This is a genomic window from Bacteroides sp. 44_46, from assembly GCF_001915465.1.
Classification (GTDB): domain Bacteria; phylum Bacteroidota; class Bacteroidia; order Bacteroidales; family Bacteroidaceae; genus Bacteroides; species Bacteroides clarus.
This window is the reverse complement of record NZ_MNQO01000001.1, coordinates 222,591-242,076: the sequence shown is the minus strand read 5'-3', so window position 1 is coordinate 242,076 and position 19,486 is coordinate 222,591. Positions and strand designations below refer to the sequence as shown.

Annotated in this window: 19 protein-coding genes; 16 read left to right on the top strand and 3 right to left on the bottom strand. The window is 46.5% G+C overall.

All coding sequences use genetic code 11. The features are described 5' to 3' along the window. Positions 1–19 precede the first annotated feature (19 nt). Positions 20–664 (bottom strand): ribonuclease H1 domain-containing protein, encoded by a 645-nt coding sequence (locus BHV73_RS00945; protein ID WP_022217824.1) that lies wholly within the window; start codon positions 662–664, stop codon positions 20–22. A 161-nt stretch (positions 665–825) separates the two neighbouring features. Between BHV73_RS00945 and BHV73_RS00940 the strand changes: the two genes are divergently transcribed. The 6 genes from BHV73_RS00940 (at position 826) to BHV73_RS00915 (ending at position 5,831) form a co-directional block, all read left to right on the top strand. Beyond that, the gene (locus BHV73_RS00940; protein WP_022217823.1) at positions 826–1,428 is read left to right on the top strand and encodes a nitroreductase family protein; all 603 of its coding nucleotides are present in this window, start codon (positions 826–828) and stop codon (positions 1,426–1,428) included. Positions 1,429–1,485: 57 nt separating this feature from the next. Then, positions 1,486–2,013, top strand: coding sequence for a shikimate kinase (locus BHV73_RS00935; protein ID WP_009120271.1), 528 nt, complete (start codon positions 1,486–1,488; stop codon positions 2,011–2,013). 110 nt (positions 2,014–2,123) lie between these two features. Continuing rightward, positions 2,124–4,016, top strand: coding sequence for a biosynthetic arginine decarboxylase (gene speA, locus BHV73_RS00930; RefSeq protein WP_009120272.1), 1,893 nt, complete (start codon positions 2,124–2,126; stop codon positions 4,014–4,016). Further along, a complete protein-coding gene (gene argB / locus BHV73_RS00925) occupies positions 4,016–4,789 on the top strand; it encodes an acetylglutamate kinase (RefSeq protein ID WP_022217822.1) in 774 nt (257 codons plus the stop codon). Before speA ends, argB begins: the two co-directional genes overlap by 1 nt. Before the next feature lie 60 nt (positions 4,790–4,849). Beyond that, on the top strand, positions 4,850–5,359 hold the full coding sequence (locus tag BHV73_RS00920; protein ID WP_022217821.1) for a GFO_1088 family ECF-type sigma factor: 510 nt from the start codon (positions 4,850–4,852) through the stop codon (positions 5,357–5,359). Continuing rightward, the gene (locus tag BHV73_RS00915) at positions 5,349–5,831 is read left to right on the top strand and encodes a PG0215 family putative anti-sigma factor (protein WP_009120275.1); all 483 of its coding nucleotides are present in this window, start codon (positions 5,349–5,351) and stop codon (positions 5,829–5,831) included. Before BHV73_RS00920 ends, BHV73_RS00915 begins: the two co-directional genes overlap by 11 nt. 195 nt (positions 5,832–6,026) lie before the next feature. Here the strand turns inward: BHV73_RS00915 and BHV73_RS00910 are convergent, their stop codons facing one another. Further along, positions 6,027–6,890: a head GIN domain-containing protein gene (locus BHV73_RS00910; protein WP_022217819.1), complete on the bottom strand. Its 864-nt coding sequence runs from the start codon at positions 6,888–6,890 to the stop codon at positions 6,027–6,029. Between the two features lie 265 nt (positions 6,891–7,155). Here BHV73_RS00910 and BHV73_RS00905 point away from each other — a divergent pair, with 265 nt between their 5' ends. Next, on the top strand, positions 7,156–7,860 hold the full coding sequence (locus BHV73_RS00905; protein WP_087413132.1) for a YgjP family zinc-dependent metalloprotease: 705 nt from the start codon (positions 7,156–7,158) through the stop codon (positions 7,858–7,860). Between the two features lie 113 nt (positions 7,861–7,973). Here BHV73_RS00905 and BHV73_RS00900 read toward each other — a convergent pair whose 3' ends face one another. Next, positions 7,974–8,375: a hypothetical protein gene (locus tag BHV73_RS00900; RefSeq protein WP_022217817.1), complete on the bottom strand. Its 402-nt coding sequence runs from the start codon at positions 8,373–8,375 to the stop codon at positions 7,974–7,976. A gap of 196 nt (positions 8,376–8,571) precedes the next feature. Between BHV73_RS00900 and rimP the strand changes: the two genes are divergently transcribed. From rimP to BHV73_RS00855, 9 genes are all read left to right on the top strand, one after another. Continuing rightward, complete coding sequence (gene rimP, locus BHV73_RS00895) at positions 8,572–9,039, top strand: ribosome assembly cofactor RimP (RefSeq protein ID WP_009120279.1); 468 nt, start codon at positions 8,572–8,574, stop codon at positions 9,037–9,039. 4 nt (positions 9,040–9,043) lie between these two features. Beyond that, positions 9,044–10,309, top strand: a complete 1,266-nt coding sequence (gene nusA / locus BHV73_RS00890; RefSeq protein WP_009120280.1) for a transcription termination factor NusA — start codon at positions 9,044–9,046, stop codon at positions 10,307–10,309. A 92-nt stretch (positions 10,310–10,401) separates the two neighbouring features. After that, positions 10,402–13,353, top strand: coding sequence for a translation initiation factor IF-2 (gene infB, locus BHV73_RS00885; RefSeq protein WP_087413131.1), 2,952 nt, complete (start codon positions 10,402–10,404; stop codon positions 13,351–13,353). Between the two features lie 101 nt (positions 13,354–13,454). After that, the gene (locus tag BHV73_RS00880; protein ID WP_009120282.1) at positions 13,455–13,961 is read left to right on the top strand and encodes a CvpA family protein; all 507 of its coding nucleotides are present in this window, start codon (positions 13,455–13,457) and stop codon (positions 13,959–13,961) included. After that, complete coding sequence (gene sufB, locus BHV73_RS00875; RefSeq protein ID WP_009120283.1) at positions 13,961–15,415, top strand: Fe-S cluster assembly protein SufB; 1,455 nt, start codon at positions 13,961–13,963, stop codon at positions 15,413–15,415. The genes BHV73_RS00880 and sufB overlap by 1 nt, the downstream gene beginning before the upstream one ends. 134 nt (positions 15,416–15,549) lie before the next feature. Continuing rightward, positions 15,550–16,305 (top strand): Fe-S cluster assembly ATPase SufC, encoded by a 756-nt coding sequence (gene sufC, locus BHV73_RS00870; RefSeq protein WP_009120284.1) that lies wholly within the window; start codon positions 15,550–15,552, stop codon positions 16,303–16,305. An 86-nt stretch (positions 16,306–16,391) separates the two neighbouring features. Beyond that, positions 16,392–17,735, top strand: coding sequence for a Fe-S cluster assembly protein SufD (sufD, locus tag BHV73_RS00865; RefSeq protein ID WP_087413130.1), 1,344 nt, complete (start codon positions 16,392–16,394; stop codon positions 17,733–17,735). 79 nt (positions 17,736–17,814) lie between these two features. Further along, positions 17,815–19,026, top strand: a complete 1,212-nt coding sequence (locus BHV73_RS00860; protein ID WP_087426155.1) for an aminotransferase class V-fold PLP-dependent enzyme — start codon at positions 17,815–17,817, stop codon at positions 19,024–19,026. Positions 19,027–19,089: 63 nt separating this feature from the next. Continuing rightward, positions 19,090–19,410, top strand: a complete 321-nt coding sequence (locus BHV73_RS00855) for a heavy metal-binding domain-containing protein (protein ID WP_009120287.1) — start codon at positions 19,090–19,092, stop codon at positions 19,408–19,410. Positions 19,411–19,486 lie beyond the last annotated feature (76 nt).

The following is a 19,486-nucleotide window of genomic DNA, read 5'->3' as shown; positions in this document are numbered from 1 at the left end:
ATATAAACGTTACGCCCTGTTATTTTCTTCCGAAGTCTGCGGGTATTTCACCCCATTGTTGGGTTTCCCATTTTAGGATAGGGGTGGAATAGGTGTTCTCACGCAGCCATTTCTCAGCGCGTTCTATCAGTTGGAAAAGTTGCTCGGTTTTGGGGTCGCGGGGTAATTTGGTCTTGCATTTCTTCTGTTTCACCCAGCTGATGGCATTAACGCTGTCGCTGTAAATAGGCATATCGAAGCCTTTTTGTTTCAGCAAGGCCAGGCCGTGAACAATGGCAAGAAACTCTCCGATGTTATTGGTGCCGTACATGGGGCCGAAGTGAAAAACCTGCTGGCAGCTGGCAACGTGCACTCCCCGATATTCCATTGCTCCGGGATTTCCGCTGCATGCGGCATCTACGGCAAGACTGTTTTCGAGGACGGCGGCCGGGTAGAGGGCGTCTGTGTTTTGAGAAAGCTTGGGTCGCCTGCCGTCTGCGGATATATTGCGCTTGATGTAATCGTATGGTGAAGAGGCAAAGGCCTTTTCTGCTTCTTCGCGAGTCTCGAACGATTTGTATTTCGCCCCTTCGTAGCCTTTGGTTTGTAGTTGGCAGTCAGTCCAGGATGTATAAATACCCGGAGTGCCACCCGTCCATACAACGTAGAATTTTTCTTTCTTCATAACTTATGGCAAAGGTACAAATATATTTCACAAATTCGAACAATTGGTCTTTTTCATTTGTTCTTTTAAATTGAGGATAGTTGAGGGGTTAAGGGGAAATATGGCTTGCCCCGCTTTGTAATTCACGAATTATGGATAAACTAATAATAAAATAAAAATATATGAAGAGAACATTTGCAGAAGCGTTGGAGCATCGACGCAGCTATTATTCCATTGGTAACGATTCTCCGGTTTTGGACGAGGAAGTGGTACATATTGTCCGTACGGCAGTAAAGAATGTGCCGTCGGCCTTTAATTCGCAGTCAACAAGAATCGTTCTGTTGCTGGGTGATGAGCATAAGAAATTATGGGATATTGTAAAGAACACGTTGAAACAGCGTATTTCGCCTGAAGCTTTCGTTAAGACGGAAGCCAAGATTGACGGTTGCTTTGCTGCCGGACATGGTACTGTGCTGTATTTTGAGGACACTGCAATTGTAAAGAAATTGCAGGACGCATTCCCCTCTTATAGCGAAAACTTCCCGACTTGGTCACAGCATACATCGGCCATGCATCAGTTTGCTATTTGGACGATGCTGGAAGACGCGGGTTTGGGAGCCTCATTGCAACATTATAATCCGCTGATCGATGATGAAGTACGTCGTACCTGGGATTTACCGGAAAGCTGGATGCTGATAGCCGAAATGCCTTTTGGTACGCCGACCGCCGAACCCGGAGAGAAGGAGTTCCAGGAGTTAAGCGAGCGGATTAAAATTTTCCGTTGATTGTGAGGTAGTCTCACTATGGAATTGCTTATCTTTGCCCGCAAACGGTAAGCAATTATGATACGTATCTTTTTGACCGGCTACATGGGAGCTGGTAAAACAACTTTAGGAAAGGCTTTTGCCCGCGAATTAAATGTACCCTTCATCGACTTGGACTGGTACATAGAAGAACGCTTTCACAAATCTATTCGTGAATTGTTCGTCGAGCGGGGAGAGGCCTCTTTTCGTGAATTGGAGCGAAATATGCTGCATGAGGTATCTGAGTTTGAAAATGTCATTATCTCGACCGGTGGCGGCACTCCCTGTTTCTTCGACAATATGGACTACATGAACGGACATGGGCAAACCGTATTCTTGGATGTGCATCCCGATATATTATTCAATCGTTTACGAGTGGCAACCCATCAGCGCCCTATCCTGCAAGGAAAGACGGACGAGGAGTTGCGCGCCTTTATTGTGGACGCATTGGATAAACGAGCTCCTTTCTATTTGCAGGCTCGCTACCGTTTTGATGCCGGACGTTTGGAAAGCAGACGTCAGATAGCTGAGTCCGTACAGCAGTTACGTAATTTGTTGGACATTTAATCCCTTGTAAATGTGTGTTTTTCATCCGAAAAGGCAGGATGTTTCAGATTTATATGTATTTTTGTATCCCTTTTTATAAATAAACTACTAAAACAGCAGAGTAACAAGAAATGAGAAAATGGCGTATTGAAGATTCAGAAGAGCTGTACAACATTACCGGTTGGGGCACTTCGTACTTTGGTATCAATGACAAAGGTCATGTTGTAGTAACACCGCGTAAAGACGGAGTTGGCGTCGATTTAAAAGAATTGGTCGACGAATTGCAACTGCGTGACGTGACGGCTCCCATGCTGGTTCGCTTTCCCGACATCCTCGACAACCGGATTGAGAAGATTTCCTGTTGTTTCAGACAGGCGGCTGAGGAATATGGCTACAAGGCGGAGAATTTTATTATCTATCCTATTAAAGTGAATCAGATGCGCCCGGTGGTTGAGGAGATCATCAGCCACGGCAAGAAGTTCAATCTTGGACTGGAGGCTGGTTCCAAGCCCGAACTGCATGCAGTGATTGCTATCAATATGGACTCCGATTCGCTGATCATCTGTAACGGATATAAAGATGAAAGCTACATTGAACTTGCTTTGCTGGCGCAGAAGATGGGAAAACGCATCTTCCTCGTAGTAGAAAAACTGAACGAGCTGAAGTTGATAGCCAAAATGGCGAAGCAATTGAACGTGAAGCCTAATATCGGTATTCGTATTAAGTTGGCCTCATCGGGAAGTGGTAAATGGGAAGACTCCGGCGGTGATGCAAGCAAATTCGGACTGTCTTCCAGCGAATTACTTGAAGCGCTCGACTTTATGGCGGATAAGGGTATGCAGGATTGTCTGAAATTGATACATTTCCATATCGGAAGCCAAGTTACGAAGATTCGCCGCATTAAGACAGCCTTGCGTGAAGCGTCTCAGTTCTATGTGCAGTTGCACAGCATGGGATTCAAAGTCGAGTTTGTGGATATCGGCGGCGGTTTGGGTGTGGATTATGACGGAACGCGTTCTTCCAACAGTGAAGGTAGCGTGAATTATTCCATTCAGGAGTATGTGAACGACTCTATATCTACTTTGGTCGATGCCAGCGATAAGAACGGTATTCCTCATCCCAATATAATAACGGAGAGCGGACGAGCTTTGACGGCACATCATTCCGTACTCATTTTCGAGGTGCTGGAGACAACCAATCTTCCCGAATGGGACGATGAGGAAGAGGTAACCGAAAACGATCACGAACTGTTGCGGGAGCTTTACGGTATTTGGGATACATTGAACCAGAACAAGATGCTGGAAGCCTGGCATGATGCGCAACAGATACGCGAAGAGGCGCTCGACTTATTCAGTCATGGTATTGTAGACTTGCAGACCCGTGCCAAGATTGAACGGTTGTATTGGTCTATCATGCGTGAAGTAAACCAGATAGCCGGCGGTTTGAAGCATGCTCCCGATGAATTCCGCGGACTTCCCAAGTTGCTGGCGGATAAATACTTCTGTAATTTCTCACTTTTCCAGTCTTTGCCTGACTCTTGGGCGATAGACCAGATATTCCCCATCATGCCTATCCAGCGTTTGGACGAGAAACCTGACCGGACGGCTACGTTACAGGATATTACCTGCGATTCGGATGGCAAGATTGCCAACTTCATCTCTACCAAAAATGTTTCGCATTATTTGCCGGTGCACTCTTTGAAGAGCAAGGAACCCTATTATGTGGGTGTATTCCTTGTGGGTGCGTATCAGGAAATTCTCGGCGATATGCACAACTTGTTTGGTGATACGAATGCGGTACATGTATCTGTAAGCGACAAGGGCTATACAATAGAACAGGTCATTGACGGTGAGACAGTGGCGGAAGTTTTGGATTATGTGCAATACAGTCCGAAGAAGCTGGTACGTACTTTAGAAACATGGGTAACCCAATCTGTAAAGGAAGGGCGTATATCTTTGGAAGAAGGGAAGGAATTTTTGTCTAATTATCGTTCCGGTTTGTACGGATATACATATTTGGAATAATGAGAGAGAAACTGACAGTAATCAAAGTGGGTGGCAAAATTGTGGAAGAAGAAGCCACTCTCTGCAAGTTGTTGGATGATTTTGCCGCTATCGAAGGTTATAAAGTGTTGGTGCACGGTGGCGGACGTTCGGCAACGAAAATCGCAGCCCGGTTGGGTATTGAAAGCGAAATGGTAAACGGGCGCCGTATCACCGATGCCGAAACCTTGAAAGTGGTGACAATGGTATATGGTGGATTGGTAAACAAGAACATAGTTGCCGGTTTGCAGGCGCGCGGTGTCAATGCACTCGGTCTGACGGGTGCGGACATGGATGTAATCCGCTCCGTGAAACGTCCGGTAAAAGAGGTGGACTATGGTTTTGTAGGTGATGTAAGGCAAGTGAACGGTACTTTTCTGAGTGACCTTATTCATAAGGGAGTTGTGCCGGTAATGGCTCCGTTGACGCATGACGGTAAGGGATGTATGCTGAACACGAATGCCGACACGATTGCCGGAGAAACGGCTAAGGCATTGTCCGGACAATTTGATGTGACGCTGGTGTATTGCTTTGAGAAGAAAGGTGTACTGCGTGACGAGAATGACGATGACAGTGTGATTCCCCAGATTACTCCGGAAGAGTTTAAGCGATATGTTGCCGAAGGAGTTATTCAAGGCGGTATGATTCCTAAGCTGGAGAATTCTTTTGAAGCTTTGGATACCGGGGTCTCGGAAGTTGTAATTACCTTAGCTTCAGCCATAAATAGTGATAGCGGAACCCGTATCAAAAAATAATTCAAAAAAAGTGGTGGTAGGTTGTAACTTTCGGCTTACTGAACCGTCAATTAATTAGAGATGCAAGAAATCAGTTTTCGTGATGACATTCTCCCTCTGAAGGACAAGCTCTTTCGGTTGGCCCTAAGAATTACATTCAATCGGGCGGAAGCGGAAGATGTTGTGCAGGAAACGCTGATTAGGGTATGGAACAAGCGTGATGAGTGGACGCAGTTCGGTTCTGTCGAAGCCTATTGTCTGACAGTGGCAAGGAATTTGGCGATAGACCGTAGCGAAAGGAGAGATGCTCAAACGGTGGAACTTACGCCCGATATGGAAGAAACTTCCGATGCATCAAGCCCTTACGAAAGCTTGGTAAGTAAAGAACGGATGATTTTGATACACCGGCTGATGAATGAGCTTCCCGAAAAACAACGGCTGATTATGCAGTTGAGGGATGTTGAAGGTAAGAGTTATAAAGAAATTGCGGTTGTCTTGAGTTTGACAGAGGAGCAAGTTAAAGTGAATCTTTTCAGGGCGCGGCAAAAAGTTAAACAACGGTTTATTGATATAGAAGGTTATGGACTTTAAATATATAGAACAACTTTTAGAACGCTATTGGCGGTGTGAGACTTCTCTTGAGGAAGAAGCGCAGTTGCGTGCTTTCTTTACAAAAGAGGAAATCCCCGAACATCTGCTGCGTTATAAAGATTTGTTTGTATATCAGCAATTCCAGCAAGAGGAACATTTAGGTGCGGATTTTGATGCACGGGTGCTTGCTGAGATTGAGGTTCCGGTTGTGAAAGCCAAGCGCATGACATTGACCGCACGCTTCATGCCGTTATTCAAAGCCGCAGCAGTAGTGGCAGTGGTACTTTCATTGGGTAATGTAATGCAACACTCGTTCTTTGCCGATGTAAAGGAAGTAGCCGCAGCCGATACTATCGGTAAACAGATTTCCGCTCCGTCGGTTGCTCTTTCGGGAGATATAACCGTGACACACGAAAAACAGATTCTGGATAGTCTGCATCGTGTAAACAAGGGGAAGGAAGTTAAAGAATAGATGTTTTCATTTGCTTTTTAAAATAACATTTTCATTTGCTTTAAATATAATATAGTTAGTGTGCTTTTATTAAAACAAAAAACAGAGGCTGTGAAGTTTCAATTCTCTCAAAATTTTATAAAAACTAACTAAGATAGATGGGACGCCGCGTGATGCAGCGTCCCTTTTATGTATCCTTTGCAATGAATAACCAAATCAGAGTTTGTATAATCCTTTTTTGGGGAAGTCCAACTCCGGATTGCCTTTATAACCGATATCTCCGCTTCCGCTGGTACGCGCTTTCAAAAAGTCGGTGGCATGGCATTTGATGTCTCCCGAACCGGATACGCTTGCTGAGACACGTTTTGCCTGCAAGTCGGAAGCGAACAGGTCACCTGAGCCGGCTACACGATAACTGGCTTCTTGAGTTGTTCCTGTCAATATTGCCGTACCCGACCCCGCAACAGATGCTTCGGTATCGGTAGCCGATACATTGTTGAGTTTCAAATCTCCCGAACCGGCTACAGATGTTTTGAGATTGGTGCAAGTGATATTACTGCCTTGTATATCACCGGAGCCGGCGATGGATATGCTAAGCTCGTTAGTGCAAGCGATGTTGTTTGCATTGATATCTCCCGAGCCTGCTACAGACATTTTCAGTTGATTTGTTTTCAAGCCGTTGGCTAATGTTACATTTCCCGATCCTGCAACGGAGATATTATTAAGTGTTTCGGAAGAGATACGGATTTCCAGTTTATTATAAGATACATTAACGCCTTTCTTGAATTTGATATTCAGTGTATTGTTGACTACGTTAATGTCCAGAAGGTCTACGATATTGTCGGAAGTATATACTTCTACTGTGGGCTTTCCCGCCTTTTGTGTGTACGTAACGTCCGGACTGCCTGCTAAGTTCAGACCGGTGAAATTATCCACTTTGATATTCTTGGTTACATAGTTTTTGCTTGCTTTGATTGTCTTTCCACCAAACAGGCCGGAGCTGTACGTGTGATTGTGTGAGCAAGCTGTTACGCTTAATGTGAAAATACTGAATGCGATGATTGTTGCTAAAGTTTTCATACTCATTTATTTTAAGTTCTTTTGTTTGTTAGACGGAGTCTATGCTCAAAAAGTTGCGAGGCTCATGATTTTTTTTGCCGGGAACGTCTTGTTATCGATTACTATTCAAATTCTATGCCATAATCATAAGTTTCTGTTTTTGAGGTTGTAACAATGATAGTGCAGTGTGCGTTTTTGAACACATTGTTCGTTTTTGATAGAGAACCGCTTGCTTTTTCGAACGATTCTTCGTTCTTTTGTCCTTATTTCAAGGAGAAAAGAACAGATGATAACGGAACATGTTTTAGAGGATGAAGAGTTGGGACGCTTGTTGGTACGGGTGAATATCCGTGCCCGACGTTTGACTTTTCGTACGCGTGAGGATGCTGTTCATGTGACTGTTCCACCGGGTACAACCATTGGGGAAGTAAAGAATGCCATAGAACAGTTGCGTTCCCGACTGAGGGTTGCCCGACAGAGACAAAGCCGTCCGTTAATTGATTTGAACTACCGCATCGATACGGAGTTCTTTAAACTGAGTCTGGTTAGTGGAGAACGAGACCGTTTCCTTTCACGTTCGGAATTGGGAGAGATGCAGATTATCTGTCCGCCGAATGCAGACTTCTCAAATAAAGAGCTGCAAGCCTGGCTGCGTAAGGTGATAGAGGAAGCTTTGCGACGTAATGCCAAGATTATTCTTCCGCCCCGGCTTTATGCGCTTTCGCTGCAGCACAATCTTTCTTATAAAAGCGTGAAAATCAATTCCAGTAGCGGGCGTTGGGGAAGTTGCTCCGCCCGAGGAAACATCAATTTGTCCTATTTCCTTGTCCTGTTGCCCCGGCATTTGATTGATTACGTATTGTTGCATGAGTTGGCGCATACCCGTGAAATGAACCACGGCGAACGCTTTTGGGCATTGCTTAACGGCATGACGGACGGTAAGGCGCAACTTTTACGCAATGAACTGAGAAAGTATAAGACGGACTTCTAAAACGGGTGTTGTGCCGACGGATAGGCACTGTTTTGCCATTGAACAGGCACAACTGTGCCGTCAAACAGGCGCGGCTGTGCCAATAAGCTGGCACGGATGGTGCGGTTGCGGTTTTACTCTTCCTGTGCCAGTAACTTCACTTCGTCGTCGTCTTTTTCAAAACGATAGTTACCGCCTTTTTCGCTCAGCTCAAACAGGGAGAGCTTGTCGGTTGTCTTGTCCACTATCATCAGGGCGCTTTGCTCGGCAAACCGTTTTATCTCGAAATTGAAAGGCTCTTTGTCGATACGTTGGTCTATCAGTACGCTGTCGTTGAGCAGGATAGATATGGAATCACCGGTGAATCCTTTTACTAAAGTGACATTATAGGTCTCGGCAAAGTATCGTTCACCTTCCTTTTGGCGCTGCAAACGCATACTCATATAGACAAAAATGACAACAACGAATATTACGGCAAACGCAAGGATGCCGTTACCTATCATAAACTGTTTATTGGTATTCAGGTGATGTGCCATGATGATTGAGTTTAAAGAACCATGCAAATGTAGTGATTAATTTTGAATGGAGGATAAATTTCGGCAGGAGTGCTAAATATTCTTTTTTTCTCCTATTATTTTGTAGTCGAACAGATTATTTATATCTTTGCAACCGAAACGGATGAAAGGTGGAGGGGCGATTAAGCTCCTCTTTTTCGTTCTTAATGGTTAATCTATGATAGAAAAGAAAACAGTTTGTCAGATTGTAGACGAGTGGCTGAAGGATAAAGATTACTTCCTGGTGGAAGTCATAATCAGCCCTGATGACAAGATTGTGGTGGAGATAGACCACAAAGAAGGTGTTTGGATTGAGGATTGTGTAGAGCTGAGCCGCTACATAGAGTCCCGACTGAATCGTGAGGATGAGGATTACGAGCTGGAAGTCGGTTCTGCCGGCATCGGACAACCGTTTAAAGTGTTGCAGCAATACACCAACCATATCGGCAAAGATGTGGAAGTGCTGGCTAAAGACGGTCGCAAGTATTGCGGAACATTGAAAGATGCCGACGAGCGGCAATTTACCGTTACCGTTCAGAAGAAAGTGAAAGAGGAGGGAGCCAAGCGTCCTAAAATGGTGGATGAAGATATAACCTTTACATACGAAGAGATAAAATATACTAAATACTTAATTAGTTTTAAATAAGACTATGGCCAAGAAAGAAGAAACTATCAGCTTGATAGATACCTTTTCGGAATTTAAAGAACTGAAGAATATTGATAGAACCACTATGGTAAGCGTACTCGAAGAGTCGTTTCGCAGTGTGATTGCAAAGATGTTCGGTACCGATGAGAATTACGACGTAATTGTGAACCCGGACAAGGGTGACTTCGAAATATGGCGTAATCGTGAAGTTGTGGCAGATGAAGACCTTGAAAATCCGAACTTGCAGATTTCTTTGAGCGAAGCCCGGAAGATTGACGCTTCGTATGAAGTGGGAGAGGAAGTGACGGATGAAGTGAACTTTGCGAAGTTTGGCCGCCGTGCTATCCTGAACTTGCGCCAGACATTGGCTTCCAAAATTTTGGAACTGGAAAAAGACAGTATTTATAATAAATACATTGATAAGGTAGGTACTATTATCAATGCAGAAGTTTATCAGATTTGGAAAAAGGAGATGTTGCTGCTCGATGACGAAGGCAATGAATTGTTGTTGCCCAAGACTGAACAGATTCCGAGTGACTTTTATCGTAAGGGTGAGACTGCCCGTGCCGTGGTGGCCCGCGTTGACAACAAGAATAATAATCCGAAGATTATCTTGAGCCGTACGTCACCCGTTTTCCTGCAACGCCTGTTTGAAATGGAGGTACCTGAAATCAATGACGGACTGATTACTATCAAGAAGATTGCCCGTATTCCCGGTGAGCGTGCCAAGATTGCCGTTGAGTCATACGATGACCGTATTGACCCGGTGGGTGCTTGCGTCGGTGTAAAAGGCAGCCGTATCCATGGTATTGTCCGTGAGCTTCGCAACGAGAATATCGATGTTATCAACTATACATCGAATATTCAGTTGTTTATACAGCGTGCCCTTAGCCCTGCCAAGATATCTTCTATCCGTCTGAACGAAGAAGAACACAAGGCGGAAGTTTTCCTGAAACCGGAAGAGGTATCGCTGGCTATCGGTAAAGGTGGTTTGAATATCAAACTGGCCAGTATGTTGACTGAGTACACTATTGACGTATTCCGCGAATTGGATGAAGCGGTAGAGGATGAAGACATCTATTTGGATGAATTCCGCGATGAGATTGACGGTTGGGTAATCGATGCGATTAAGGCTATCGGTATTGATACCGCCAAGGCTGTGTTGAATGCTCCGCGCGAGATGTTGATTGAGAAGACGGATTTGGAAGAGGAAACGGTGGACGAAGTATTACGCATTTTGAAATCGGAGTTTGAAGAAGAGAATAATTAGTGTTTAGCGTTTAGTGCTTAGTGTTTAGCGACTAATCATTATCACTAATCACTGAAATCCGCTTCTTTCTCCATCATTCATTAAATTAAAGTATGACGATAAGGTTAAATAAAGTAACAAGAGATTTAAATGTAGGAATCACGACGGTAGTTGAGTTCTTGCAAAAGAAGGGATATGCCATTGAAGCAAATCCCAATACGAAGATTACCGACGAGCAGTATGATTTGCTCGTGAAAGAGTTTAGTACAGATAAGGATCTTAAATTGAAAACGGAGCGTTTCATTCAGGAACGTCAGAGTAAGGATCGCAACAAGGCATCAGTGTCTATTGACGGTTATGACAAGGAAACACAGGAAAAACCGAAAGCCGAAGAGGTGGTCAAGGCTGTGGTTCCCGAAGATGCACGTCCGAAGTTTAAGCCTGTCGGTAAAATTGATTTGGATAAGCTGAATCGCAAACATACTGTGGAAAAAGAGAAAGAAGCGGAACCGGAGAAGCCGGTGATTGAAGAAGTGAAGGCGGAAGAGCCTGTATCTGTTGTTGAGGCGCCGAAACCGGAACCTGTTCCCGAACCTCAGCCCGAGCCGATACCTGCTCCGGTGGTAGAACCTGCCCCTGTTGTGGAAGAACCGGTGTCTGTTGCTGTTGAGCCTGCACCGGCATCTGACGAAGAACTTGCTCCCGCCGCAACCGAAGAAGCGGTTTCGGAAGATAAAGAAGAAATATTCAAAATACATCAGCCTGAGTTTGTATCGAAGATTAACGTCATCGGACAAATAGACCTCGCCGCGCTGAACCAGTCTACACGCCCGAAGAAAAAATCGAAAGAAGAAAAACGTAAGGAGCGTGAAGAAAAAGAAAAGCAGCGTCAGGATCAGAAGAAGCTGATGAAAGAGGCTATTATCAAGGAAATCCGCCGCGATGATAATAAGACGAAGGACTTGAAAGACAGTACCGATGCCAATGGCAAGAAGAAACGTGTCCGTATCAACAAGGAAAAGGTGGATATCAACAATGCATCCAACTTCCAGCGTGGCGGAAACGATCGTCTGAAAAGTGGTAGCCAGCAAGGCGGTAATAATCAACAAGCCGGCAAGAACAAGAGCAAAGACCGTTTCAAGAAACCTGTAATCAAGCAGGAGGTAAGTGAAGAGGATGTAGCGAAACAGGTAAAGGAAACGTTGGCGCGTCTGACCTCTAAGGGTAAGAACAAGGGAGCGAAATACCGTAAGGAGAAACGCGACTTGGCATCCAACCGTATGCAGGAACTGGAAGACCAGGAAATGGCGGAAAGCAAGGTACTGAAGCTGACTGAATTCGTGACTGCCAATGAGTTGGCAAGCATGATGGATGTTTCCGTAACACAGGTCATCGCTACTTGTATGAGTATCGGTATGATGGTTTCCATTAACCAACGTCTGGATGCCGAAACAATCAATCTGGTGGCAGAAGAATTCGGCTTCAAGACTGAATACGTAAGTGCGGAAGTAGCCCAGGCTATCGTTGAGGAAGAAGATGCCGAGGAAGATTTAGAGCATCGCGCTCCGATTGTAACGGTAATGGGTCACGTAGACCACGGTAAAACTTCGTTGCTCGACTATATCCGTAAGGCGAATGTTATTGCCGGTGAAGCCGGTGGTATTACACAGCACATCGGTGCTTATCACGTGACGTTGGAAGACGGACGTAAGATAACGTTCCTCGATACTCCGGGTCATGAGGCGTTTACCGCCATGCGTGCCCGCGGTGCCAAAGCGACGGATATTGCCATTATCATCGTAGCTGCCGATGACAACGTGATGCCGCAGACCAAAGAAGCCATCAACCATGCTATGGCTGCCGGTGTGCCTATCGTATTCGCCATCAACAAGATTGATAAGCCGACCGCTAATCCCGATAAGATTAAAGAAGAACTGGCCGCCATGAACTTCCTCGTTGAGGAATGGGGCGGTAAGTACCAGTCTCAAGATATTTCCGCCAAGAAAGGTCTTGGTGTAAGCGATTTGATGGAGAAAGTATTGCTGGAAGCTGAAATGCTGGATTTGAAGGCAAACCCGAACCGCCGTGCTACCGGTTCCATCATCGAGTCCTCATTGGATAAGGGTCGTGGCTATGTAGCTACGGTGCTGGTATCCAACGGTACTTTGAAGATGGGCGACATTGTGCTCGCAGGTACAAGCTACGGTAAGGTGAAAGCCATGTTCAACGAGCGTAACCAGCGTCTGAAAGAGGCGGGTCCTTCGGAGCCGGCTTTGATTTTGGGCTTGAACGGAGCGCCGGCCGCAGGTGATACATTCCATGTAATCGAAACCGAACAGGAAGCGCGTGAAATCGCCAACAAGCGTGAACAGTTGCAGCGTGAACAAGGCTTGCGTACACAGAAGATGTTGACACTGGATGAAGTAGGCCGCCGTTTGGCATTGGGCGACTTCCACGAACTGAACATCATCGTGAAGGGTGACGTGGACGGCTCTGTTGAAGCGTTGAGCGACTCGTTGATTAAGCTGTCTACCGAACAGGTACAGGTGAACGTTATTCATAAGGGTGTCGGTGCTATCTCCGAATCGGATGTATCTCTGGCTGCCGCTTCGGATGCGATTATTGTAGGGTTCCAGGTTCGTCCTTCGGGTGCTGCCGCTAAACTGGCTGAACAGGAAGGTGTGGATATCCGCAAGTATTCTGTCATCTATGATGCCATTGAAGAGGTGAAGGCTGCCATGGAAGGTATGCTGGCGCCGACTTTGAAAGAACAGGTTACGGCGACTATCGAAGTTCGCGAAGTGTTCAACATTACCAAAGTGGGTCTCGTGGCAGGTGCTATGGTGAAGACCGGAAAGGTGAAACGCAGTGACAAGGCTCGTCTGATTCGCGACGGTATCGTTATCTTCACAGGCAACATCAATGCATTGAAGCGCTTCAAGGACGATGTGAAGGAAGTAGGTACCAACTTTGAATGCGGTATCAGTTTGACAAACTGCAACGATATCAAGGTGGGAGATATCATAGAATCTTACGAAGAAGTGGAGGTAAAACAGACTTTGTAAGAAAACAGTAAATCTTTAGGCACGGATTACACGAATTTCACGGATTGGTTAAAAGAAAAACCGTGTTGATCCGTGTAATCCGTGCCTTTTTAATATCATATATGGCTGTTATAGACATCGTAATATTGGTAATTATCGGTGCGGGAGCGGTTATTGGCTTCATGAAGGGATTCGTGAAACAACTGGCCACTCTGCTGGGGCTGATTGTCGGTTTGCTGGCAGCAAAGGCTTTGTATGCTTCCGTGGCCGAAAAGGTGTTTTCTAAGGTTACCGATTCGATGACGGTGGCGCAAGTACTGGCATTCATCGCGATTTGGATAGCCGTGCCGCTGGTTTTTACACTGGTAGCCTCGCTGCTGACAAAGGCAATGGAAGCGGTTTCACTCGGCTGGCTGAACCGTTGGCTGGGTTCCGGACTGGGGGCGTTGAAGTCCCTTTTACTGGTGAGTCTGCTGGTCGGCGTCATTGAATTCATGGATGCGGACAATACGCTGCTCAGCCAAACAAAAAAGAAGGAATCGGTGTTATATTATCCTATGAAGTCGTTTGCCGGGATATTCTTTCCCGCGGCTAAGCATGTTACAGAACAATATATATTGAATGAATAATGCAACAAGAAGAACCCAATAAATATGTAAAGGAACTCACTCAGGAGAAGTACAAGTACGGTTTTACGACCGACGTACATACAGACATCATTGAGCGTGGCTTGAATGAGGATGTGGTGCGGTTGATTTCTGAGAAAAAGGAAGAACCCGAGTGGTTGCTGGAGTTCCGTCTGAAAGCGTACCGTCACTGGCTGACGCTGGAGATGCCTACATGGGCGCATCTCCGTATTCCCGAGATAGATTATCAGGCTATTTCATACTACGCCGATCCTACCAAGAAGAAGGACGGCCCTAAAAGCATGGACGAGGTAGACCCGGAGTTGGTCAAGACCTTTAATAAACTGGGCATTCCTTTGGAAGAACAAATGGCGCTGAGCGGTATGGCGGTGGATGCCGTAATGGACTCTGTGTCTGTAAAGACGACTTTCAAGGAGACGCTTATGGAAAAGGGAATTATTTTCTGTTCGTTCAGCGAGGCTGTACGCGAGCATCCCGATTTGGTGCAGAAGTATCTGGGCTCGGTCGTGGGGTATCGTGATAACTTCTTTGCGGCGCTGAATTCCGCGGTATTCTCCGACGGTTCTTTCGTCTATATACCGAAAGGGGTACGCTGCCCGATGGAGCTGTCCACTTACTTCCGTATCAATGCCCGCAATACCGGGCAGTTTGAAAGAACGTTGATTGTAGCCGATGATGATTCGTACGTTTCCTATTTGGAAGGATGTACGGCGCCGATGCGTGACGAAAACCAATTGCACGCCGCTATTGTGGAGATTGTGGTACACGACCGTGCCGAAGTGAAGTACAGTACCGTTCAAAACTGGTATCCGGGAGATGCCGAAGGCAAGGGCGGCGTCTATAACTTTGTAACGAAGCGCGGGCACTGCAAGGGCATAAACAGCAAACTGTCCTGGACACAGGTGGAAACCGGTTCGGCCATTACCTGGAAATATCCCTCTTGCATCCTTTCCGGTGACAACTCTACGGCGGAATTTTACAGTGTGGCGGTCACCAACAACTATCAACAGGCGGATACCGGTACAAAGATGATTCATCTTGGAAAGAATACCCGCAGTACTATTGTCAGCAAAGGTATTTCCGCCGGACGGAGCGAGAATTCTTATCGTGGGCTGGTGCGTGTAGCCCAAAAGGCGGACAATGCCCGCAACTATAGCCAGTGCGACTCCTTGCTGCTGGGCGATAAATGCGGTGCGCATACTTTCCCCTACATGGATATCCATAATGAGACGGCCATTGTAGAACACGAGGCAACCACCAGCAAGATTAGCGAAGACCAGATATTCTATTGCAATCAGCGCGGTATTTCTACGGAAGATGCCGTCGGGCTGATTGTAAACGGCTATGCAAAAGAAGTACTCAACAAGCTGCCTATGGAGTTTGCCGTGGAGGCTCAGAAATTGTTGGCTATTTCATTGGAAGGAAGCGTAGGATAAATGAGGAATTAAGAATGAAGAATGAAGAATTAAAATAAACAATGGAGAATTAAGGATGATGAAATAGACCACGCACTGTTATGCCGCATGGTTATTCTTCATTCTTAATTCTTCATTCTTAATTTAAAAGTATAATGTTAGAAATAAAAGACCTGCATGCCAGCATCAATGGCAAAGAAATATTGAAAGGTATCAACCTTACGATTCGTGACGGTGAGGTACACGCCCTGATGGGACAAAACGGAGCCGGGAAGAGCACCTTGAGTAATGTGCTGGTGGGACATCCTGCATACGAGGTTACACGCGGTACCGTAACTTTCAACGGTAAGGACCTTTTGGCTATGAGTCCCGAAGACCGTGCCCATGAAGGTATTTTCCTTTCATTCCAGATGCCGGTGGAGATACCGGGTGTTTCTATGGTGAATTTTATGCGTGCTGCCGTTAACGAACAGCGCAAATACCGCCATTTACCCGCCTTGTCAGCCAGTGAATTCTTGAAGCTGATGCGCGAAAAGCGCGCCATTGTCGAGTTGGATAACAAACTTGCCAACCGTAGCGTAAACGAAGGCTTCAGCGGTGGTGAGAAGAAGCGTAACGAAATCTTCCAGATGGCTATGCTGGAACCTACTTTCGCCATTCTCGACGAAACGGATTCCGGTCTTGATGTAGACGCTCTGCGTATTGTGGCCGATGGCTTCAACAAGCTGAAGACTCCCCGGACCAGTGCGATGGTTATCACTCACTATCAACGTCTGTTGGACTACCTGAAACCGGATACCGTCCATGTATTGCTTGGCGGACGTATCGTAAAGACAGGTGGCCCCGAACTGGCGAAGGAGATTGAAGCACGCGGCTTCGATTGGATAAAGAAAGAAGCAAGTGAATTATAAATTATGAATTACGAATGATGAATCGCTCTGCAATGTAATAGCGCGGCGATTCATCACTCGTAATTCAAAACTCATAATTAGACAACATGAGTGTAGAGCAACAATATATAGACCTTTTCTCCCAAACGGAAGCGATGATATGCCGCCACAGCGCCGAGGTGCTGAATGCCCCGCGTGCGGCCGCGTTTGCCGATTTCGAGCGGCTTGGTTTTCCTACCCGTAAGACGGAGAAATACAAATATACCGATGTCAGCAAGTTCTTTGAACCCGACTACGGTCTGAACCTGAACCGTCTGGACATTCCTGTCAACCCCTATGAAGTATTCAAATGCGATGTGCCGAATATGAGCACTTCCCTTTACTTTGTTGTGAACGACGCTTTCTATGGCAAGGCTTTGCCCAAGTCGCATTTACCCGAAGGTGTTATTTTCGGCAGTTTGAAGGATATGGCGGAACAGCATCCGGAATTGGTGAAGAAATACTACGGCAAGCTGGCGGATACTTCCAAAGATGGAGTGACGGCCTTTAATACCGCCTTTGCGCAAGACGGTGTATTGTTGTATGTTCCTAAGAATGTGGTAGTGGAAAAGCCTATCCAGTTAGTGAACATCCTGCGCGGCGATGTCAACTTTATGGTGAACCGTCGTGTGCTCATCATTTTGGAAGAAGGTGCGCAAGCCCGTCTTTTGGCCTGCGACCATGCAATGGACGGTGTAAACTTCCTTGCAACGCAGGTGGTAGAGGCGTTCATCGGTGAGAATGCCACTTTCGATTTCTATGAACTGGAAGAGACGCACACCAGTACGGTGCGTATCAGCAGTTTATACGTCAGACAAGAGGCCAACAGCAACGTTCTGCTGAATGGAATGACCTTGCATAACGGTACTACCCGTAATACGACCGAAGTGACGCTTGCCGGCGAGGGCGCCGAACTGAACCTTTGCGGTATGGCTATCGCGGATAAGAACCAGCATGTGGACAATAATACCACCATAGACCATGCAGTGCCCAACTGCACCAGCAATGAACTCTTTAAATATGTGCTCGACGACCAGTCCGTCGGTACTTTTGCAGGCCTGGTGTTGGTACGTCCCGACGCGCAGCATACCAGTTCCCAACAAACGAACCGTAATCTTTGCGCCACCCGCGAAGCGCATATGTACACCCAACCGCAACTGGAGATTTACGCCGATGATGTAAAGTGCAGTCATGGCGCTACGGTAGGCCAGCTTGATGAAAGCGCCCTGTTCTATATGCGGCAACGCGGTATCTCCATGCGTGAAGCCCGTTTACTGTTGATGTTTGCCTTCGTAAACGAAGTAATCGACACAATCCGTCTGGATGCCTTGAAAGACCGCCTGCATCTGCTGGTAGAGAAACGTTTCCGCGGTGAACTGAACAAGTGTCAGGGGTGCGCGATATGTAAATAATGAAGAATGATGAATGAAGAATGGGCTGCGCAGCATCCCGCATGGCAATTCTTCATTCTTCATTCATAATTTAAAAGATATGAACCTTCAAAAGATAAGAGCTGATTTTCCGATACTTTCCCGTGAGGTATATGGTAAGCCGTTGGTTTACTTTGATAACGGTGCGACTACGCAGAAGCCCCGTCAGGTGGTGGACGCCATTACGGACGAGTACTATTCGGTCAACGCCAATGTGCATCGTGGTGTGCATTTTCTTTCGCAGCAAGCTACGGAGCTGCACGAGGCGTCTCGTGAGACGGTGCGGAAGTTCATCAATGCCGGCAGTACGAATGAAATCATCTTTACCCGCGGTACGACGGAAAGTATCAATCTGTTTGTGTCCAGCTTCGGTGAAGAGTTTATGCAGGAGGGGGATGAGGTGATTCTCTCCGTTATGGAGCATCACAGCAATATCGTTCCCTGGCAGTTGCTGGCTGCCAAGAGAGGGATTGCCATTAAAGTCATTCCGATGAATGACAGAGGCGAACTTCTGTTGGATGAGTACAAACAGCTGTTTTCCGAGCGTACAAAGATTGTCAGCGTGGCGCATGTATCCAATGTGCTGGGTACGGTGAACCCTGTCGGGGAGATGATAGGCTATGCCCACGAGCAGGGCGTTCCCGTGCTTGTAGACGGTGCCCAGTCCATTCCGCATATGCCGGTGGATGTACGGGACTTGGATGCGGATTTCTACGTTTTTTCCGGTCATAAGGTGTACGGGCCTACCGGTGTGGGCGTGCTTTACGGTAAAGAAGAATGGCTCGACAAGATGCCCCCTTATCAGGGTGGCGGCGAAATGATACAACACGTATCGTTTGAACGGACTACTTTCAATGAACTCCCTTTCAAGTTCGAGGCGGGAACACCCGATTATATCGGTACGACCGGCCTTGCCAAGGCATTGGATTACGTTTCTGCCATCGGCATGGAGAAGATTGCCGCCCATGAACACGAACTGACTATGTATGCTATGTCCCGCCTGAAAGAGATTCCCGGTATGCGCATCTTCGGTGAGGCGCAAGAGAAAGGGAGCGTCATTTCTTTCCTCGTAGGCGATATCCACCATTTCGATATGGGTACCTTACTCGACCGTCTCGGCATTGCCGTACGTACGGGACATCATTGCGCGCAGCCGCTGATGCAACGTCTCGGCATTGAAGGCACGGTACGCGCTTCGTTCGGCCTGTATAATACGAAAGAGGAGATAGATATATTGGCGGCAGGTATCGAGCGCGTCAGTAAAATGTTTTGATGCTTTGCAACTTTTTTGAGTTGTTCTGCGTCTGATATATCAAGAACTTAAAAATACGGAACTATGTTAGTAACAACAACTCCCACTATCGAGGGTGCACGTATCACCCGTTATTTTGGCATCGTCAGCGGTGAAACGATTATCGGTGCCAACGTCTTTCGTGATTTCTTTGCCAGTATCCGCGATGTGGTGGGCGGACGCAGCGGTTCGTACGAGGAAGTGCTTCGCGAGGCCAAAGACACGGCGCTTCGCGAGATGCAGGAACAAGCCCGTCTGTTGGGCGCTAACGCTGTGATTGGCGTTGACCTTGATTACGAAACGGTAGGCGGCAGCGGCAGTATGCTGATGGTAACTGCCTGCGGTACGGCTGTAACGATAGAATAAAGCGTTCTCTCCCTGGCATAAATTCGGTTAATCGTTTGCTTATTTCATTCCAAATCAATACTTTTAGGCTTTCGTT

Excerpts from the sequence above, each read along its gene's own strand:
- BHV73_RS00935 (WP_009120271.1), top strand. The coding sequence starts at position 1,486 with ATGATACGTATCTTTTTGACCGGCTACATGGGAGCTGGTAAAACAACT.
- sufC (WP_009120284.1), top strand. The coding sequence starts at position 15,550 with ATGTTAGAAATAAAAGACCTGCATGCCAGCATCAATGGCAAAGAAATA.
- rimP (WP_009120279.1), top strand. The coding sequence starts at position 8,572 with ATGATAGAAAAGAAAACAGTTTGTCAGATTGTAGACGAGTGGCTGAAG.
- BHV73_RS00855 (WP_009120287.1), top strand. The coding sequence starts at position 19,090 with ATGTTAGTAACAACAACTCCCACTATCGAGGGTGCACGTATCACCCGT.
- speA (WP_009120272.1), top strand. The coding sequence starts at position 2,124 with ATGAGAAAATGGCGTATTGAAGATTCAGAAGAGCTGTACAACATTACC.
- BHV73_RS00905 (WP_087413132.1), top strand. The coding sequence starts at position 7,156 with ATGATAACGGAACATGTTTTAGAGGATGAAGAGTTGGGACGCTTGTTG.
- sufB (WP_009120283.1), top strand. The coding sequence starts at position 13,961 with ATGCAACAAGAAGAACCCAATAAATATGTAAAGGAACTCACTCAGGAG.
- sufD (WP_087413130.1), top strand. The coding sequence starts at position 16,392 with ATGAGTGTAGAGCAACAATATATAGACCTTTTCTCCCAAACGGAAGCG.
- BHV73_RS00915 (WP_009120275.1), top strand. The coding sequence starts at position 5,349 with ATGGACTTTAAATATATAGAACAACTTTTAGAACGCTATTGGCGGTGT.
- nusA (WP_009120280.1), top strand. The coding sequence starts at position 9,044 with ATGGCCAAGAAAGAAGAAACTATCAGCTTGATAGATACCTTTTCGGAA.
- infB (WP_087413131.1), top strand. The coding sequence starts at position 10,402 with ATGACGATAAGGTTAAATAAAGTAACAAGAGATTTAAATGTAGGAATC.
- BHV73_RS00860 (WP_087426155.1), top strand. The coding sequence starts at position 17,815 with ATGAACCTTCAAAAGATAAGAGCTGATTTTCCGATACTTTCCCGTGAG.
- BHV73_RS00945 (WP_022217824.1), bottom strand. The coding sequence starts at position 664 with ATGAAGAAAGAAAAATTCTACGTTGTATGGACGGGTGGCACTCCGGGT.
- BHV73_RS00880 (WP_009120282.1), top strand. The coding sequence starts at position 13,455 with ATGGCTGTTATAGACATCGTAATATTGGTAATTATCGGTGCGGGAGCG.
- BHV73_RS00900 (WP_022217817.1), bottom strand. The coding sequence starts at position 8,375 with ATGGCACATCACCTGAATACCAATAAACAGTTTATGATAGGTAACGGC.
- BHV73_RS00920 (WP_022217821.1), top strand. The coding sequence starts at position 4,850 with ATGCAAGAAATCAGTTTTCGTGATGACATTCTCCCTCTGAAGGACAAG.
- argB (WP_022217822.1), top strand. The coding sequence starts at position 4,016 with ATGAGAGAGAAACTGACAGTAATCAAAGTGGGTGGCAAAATTGTGGAA.
- BHV73_RS00910 (WP_022217819.1), bottom strand. The coding sequence starts at position 6,890 with ATGAAAACTTTAGCAACAATCATCGCATTCAGTATTTTCACATTAAGC.
- BHV73_RS00940 (WP_022217823.1), top strand. The coding sequence starts at position 826 with ATGAAGAGAACATTTGCAGAAGCGTTGGAGCATCGACGCAGCTATTAT.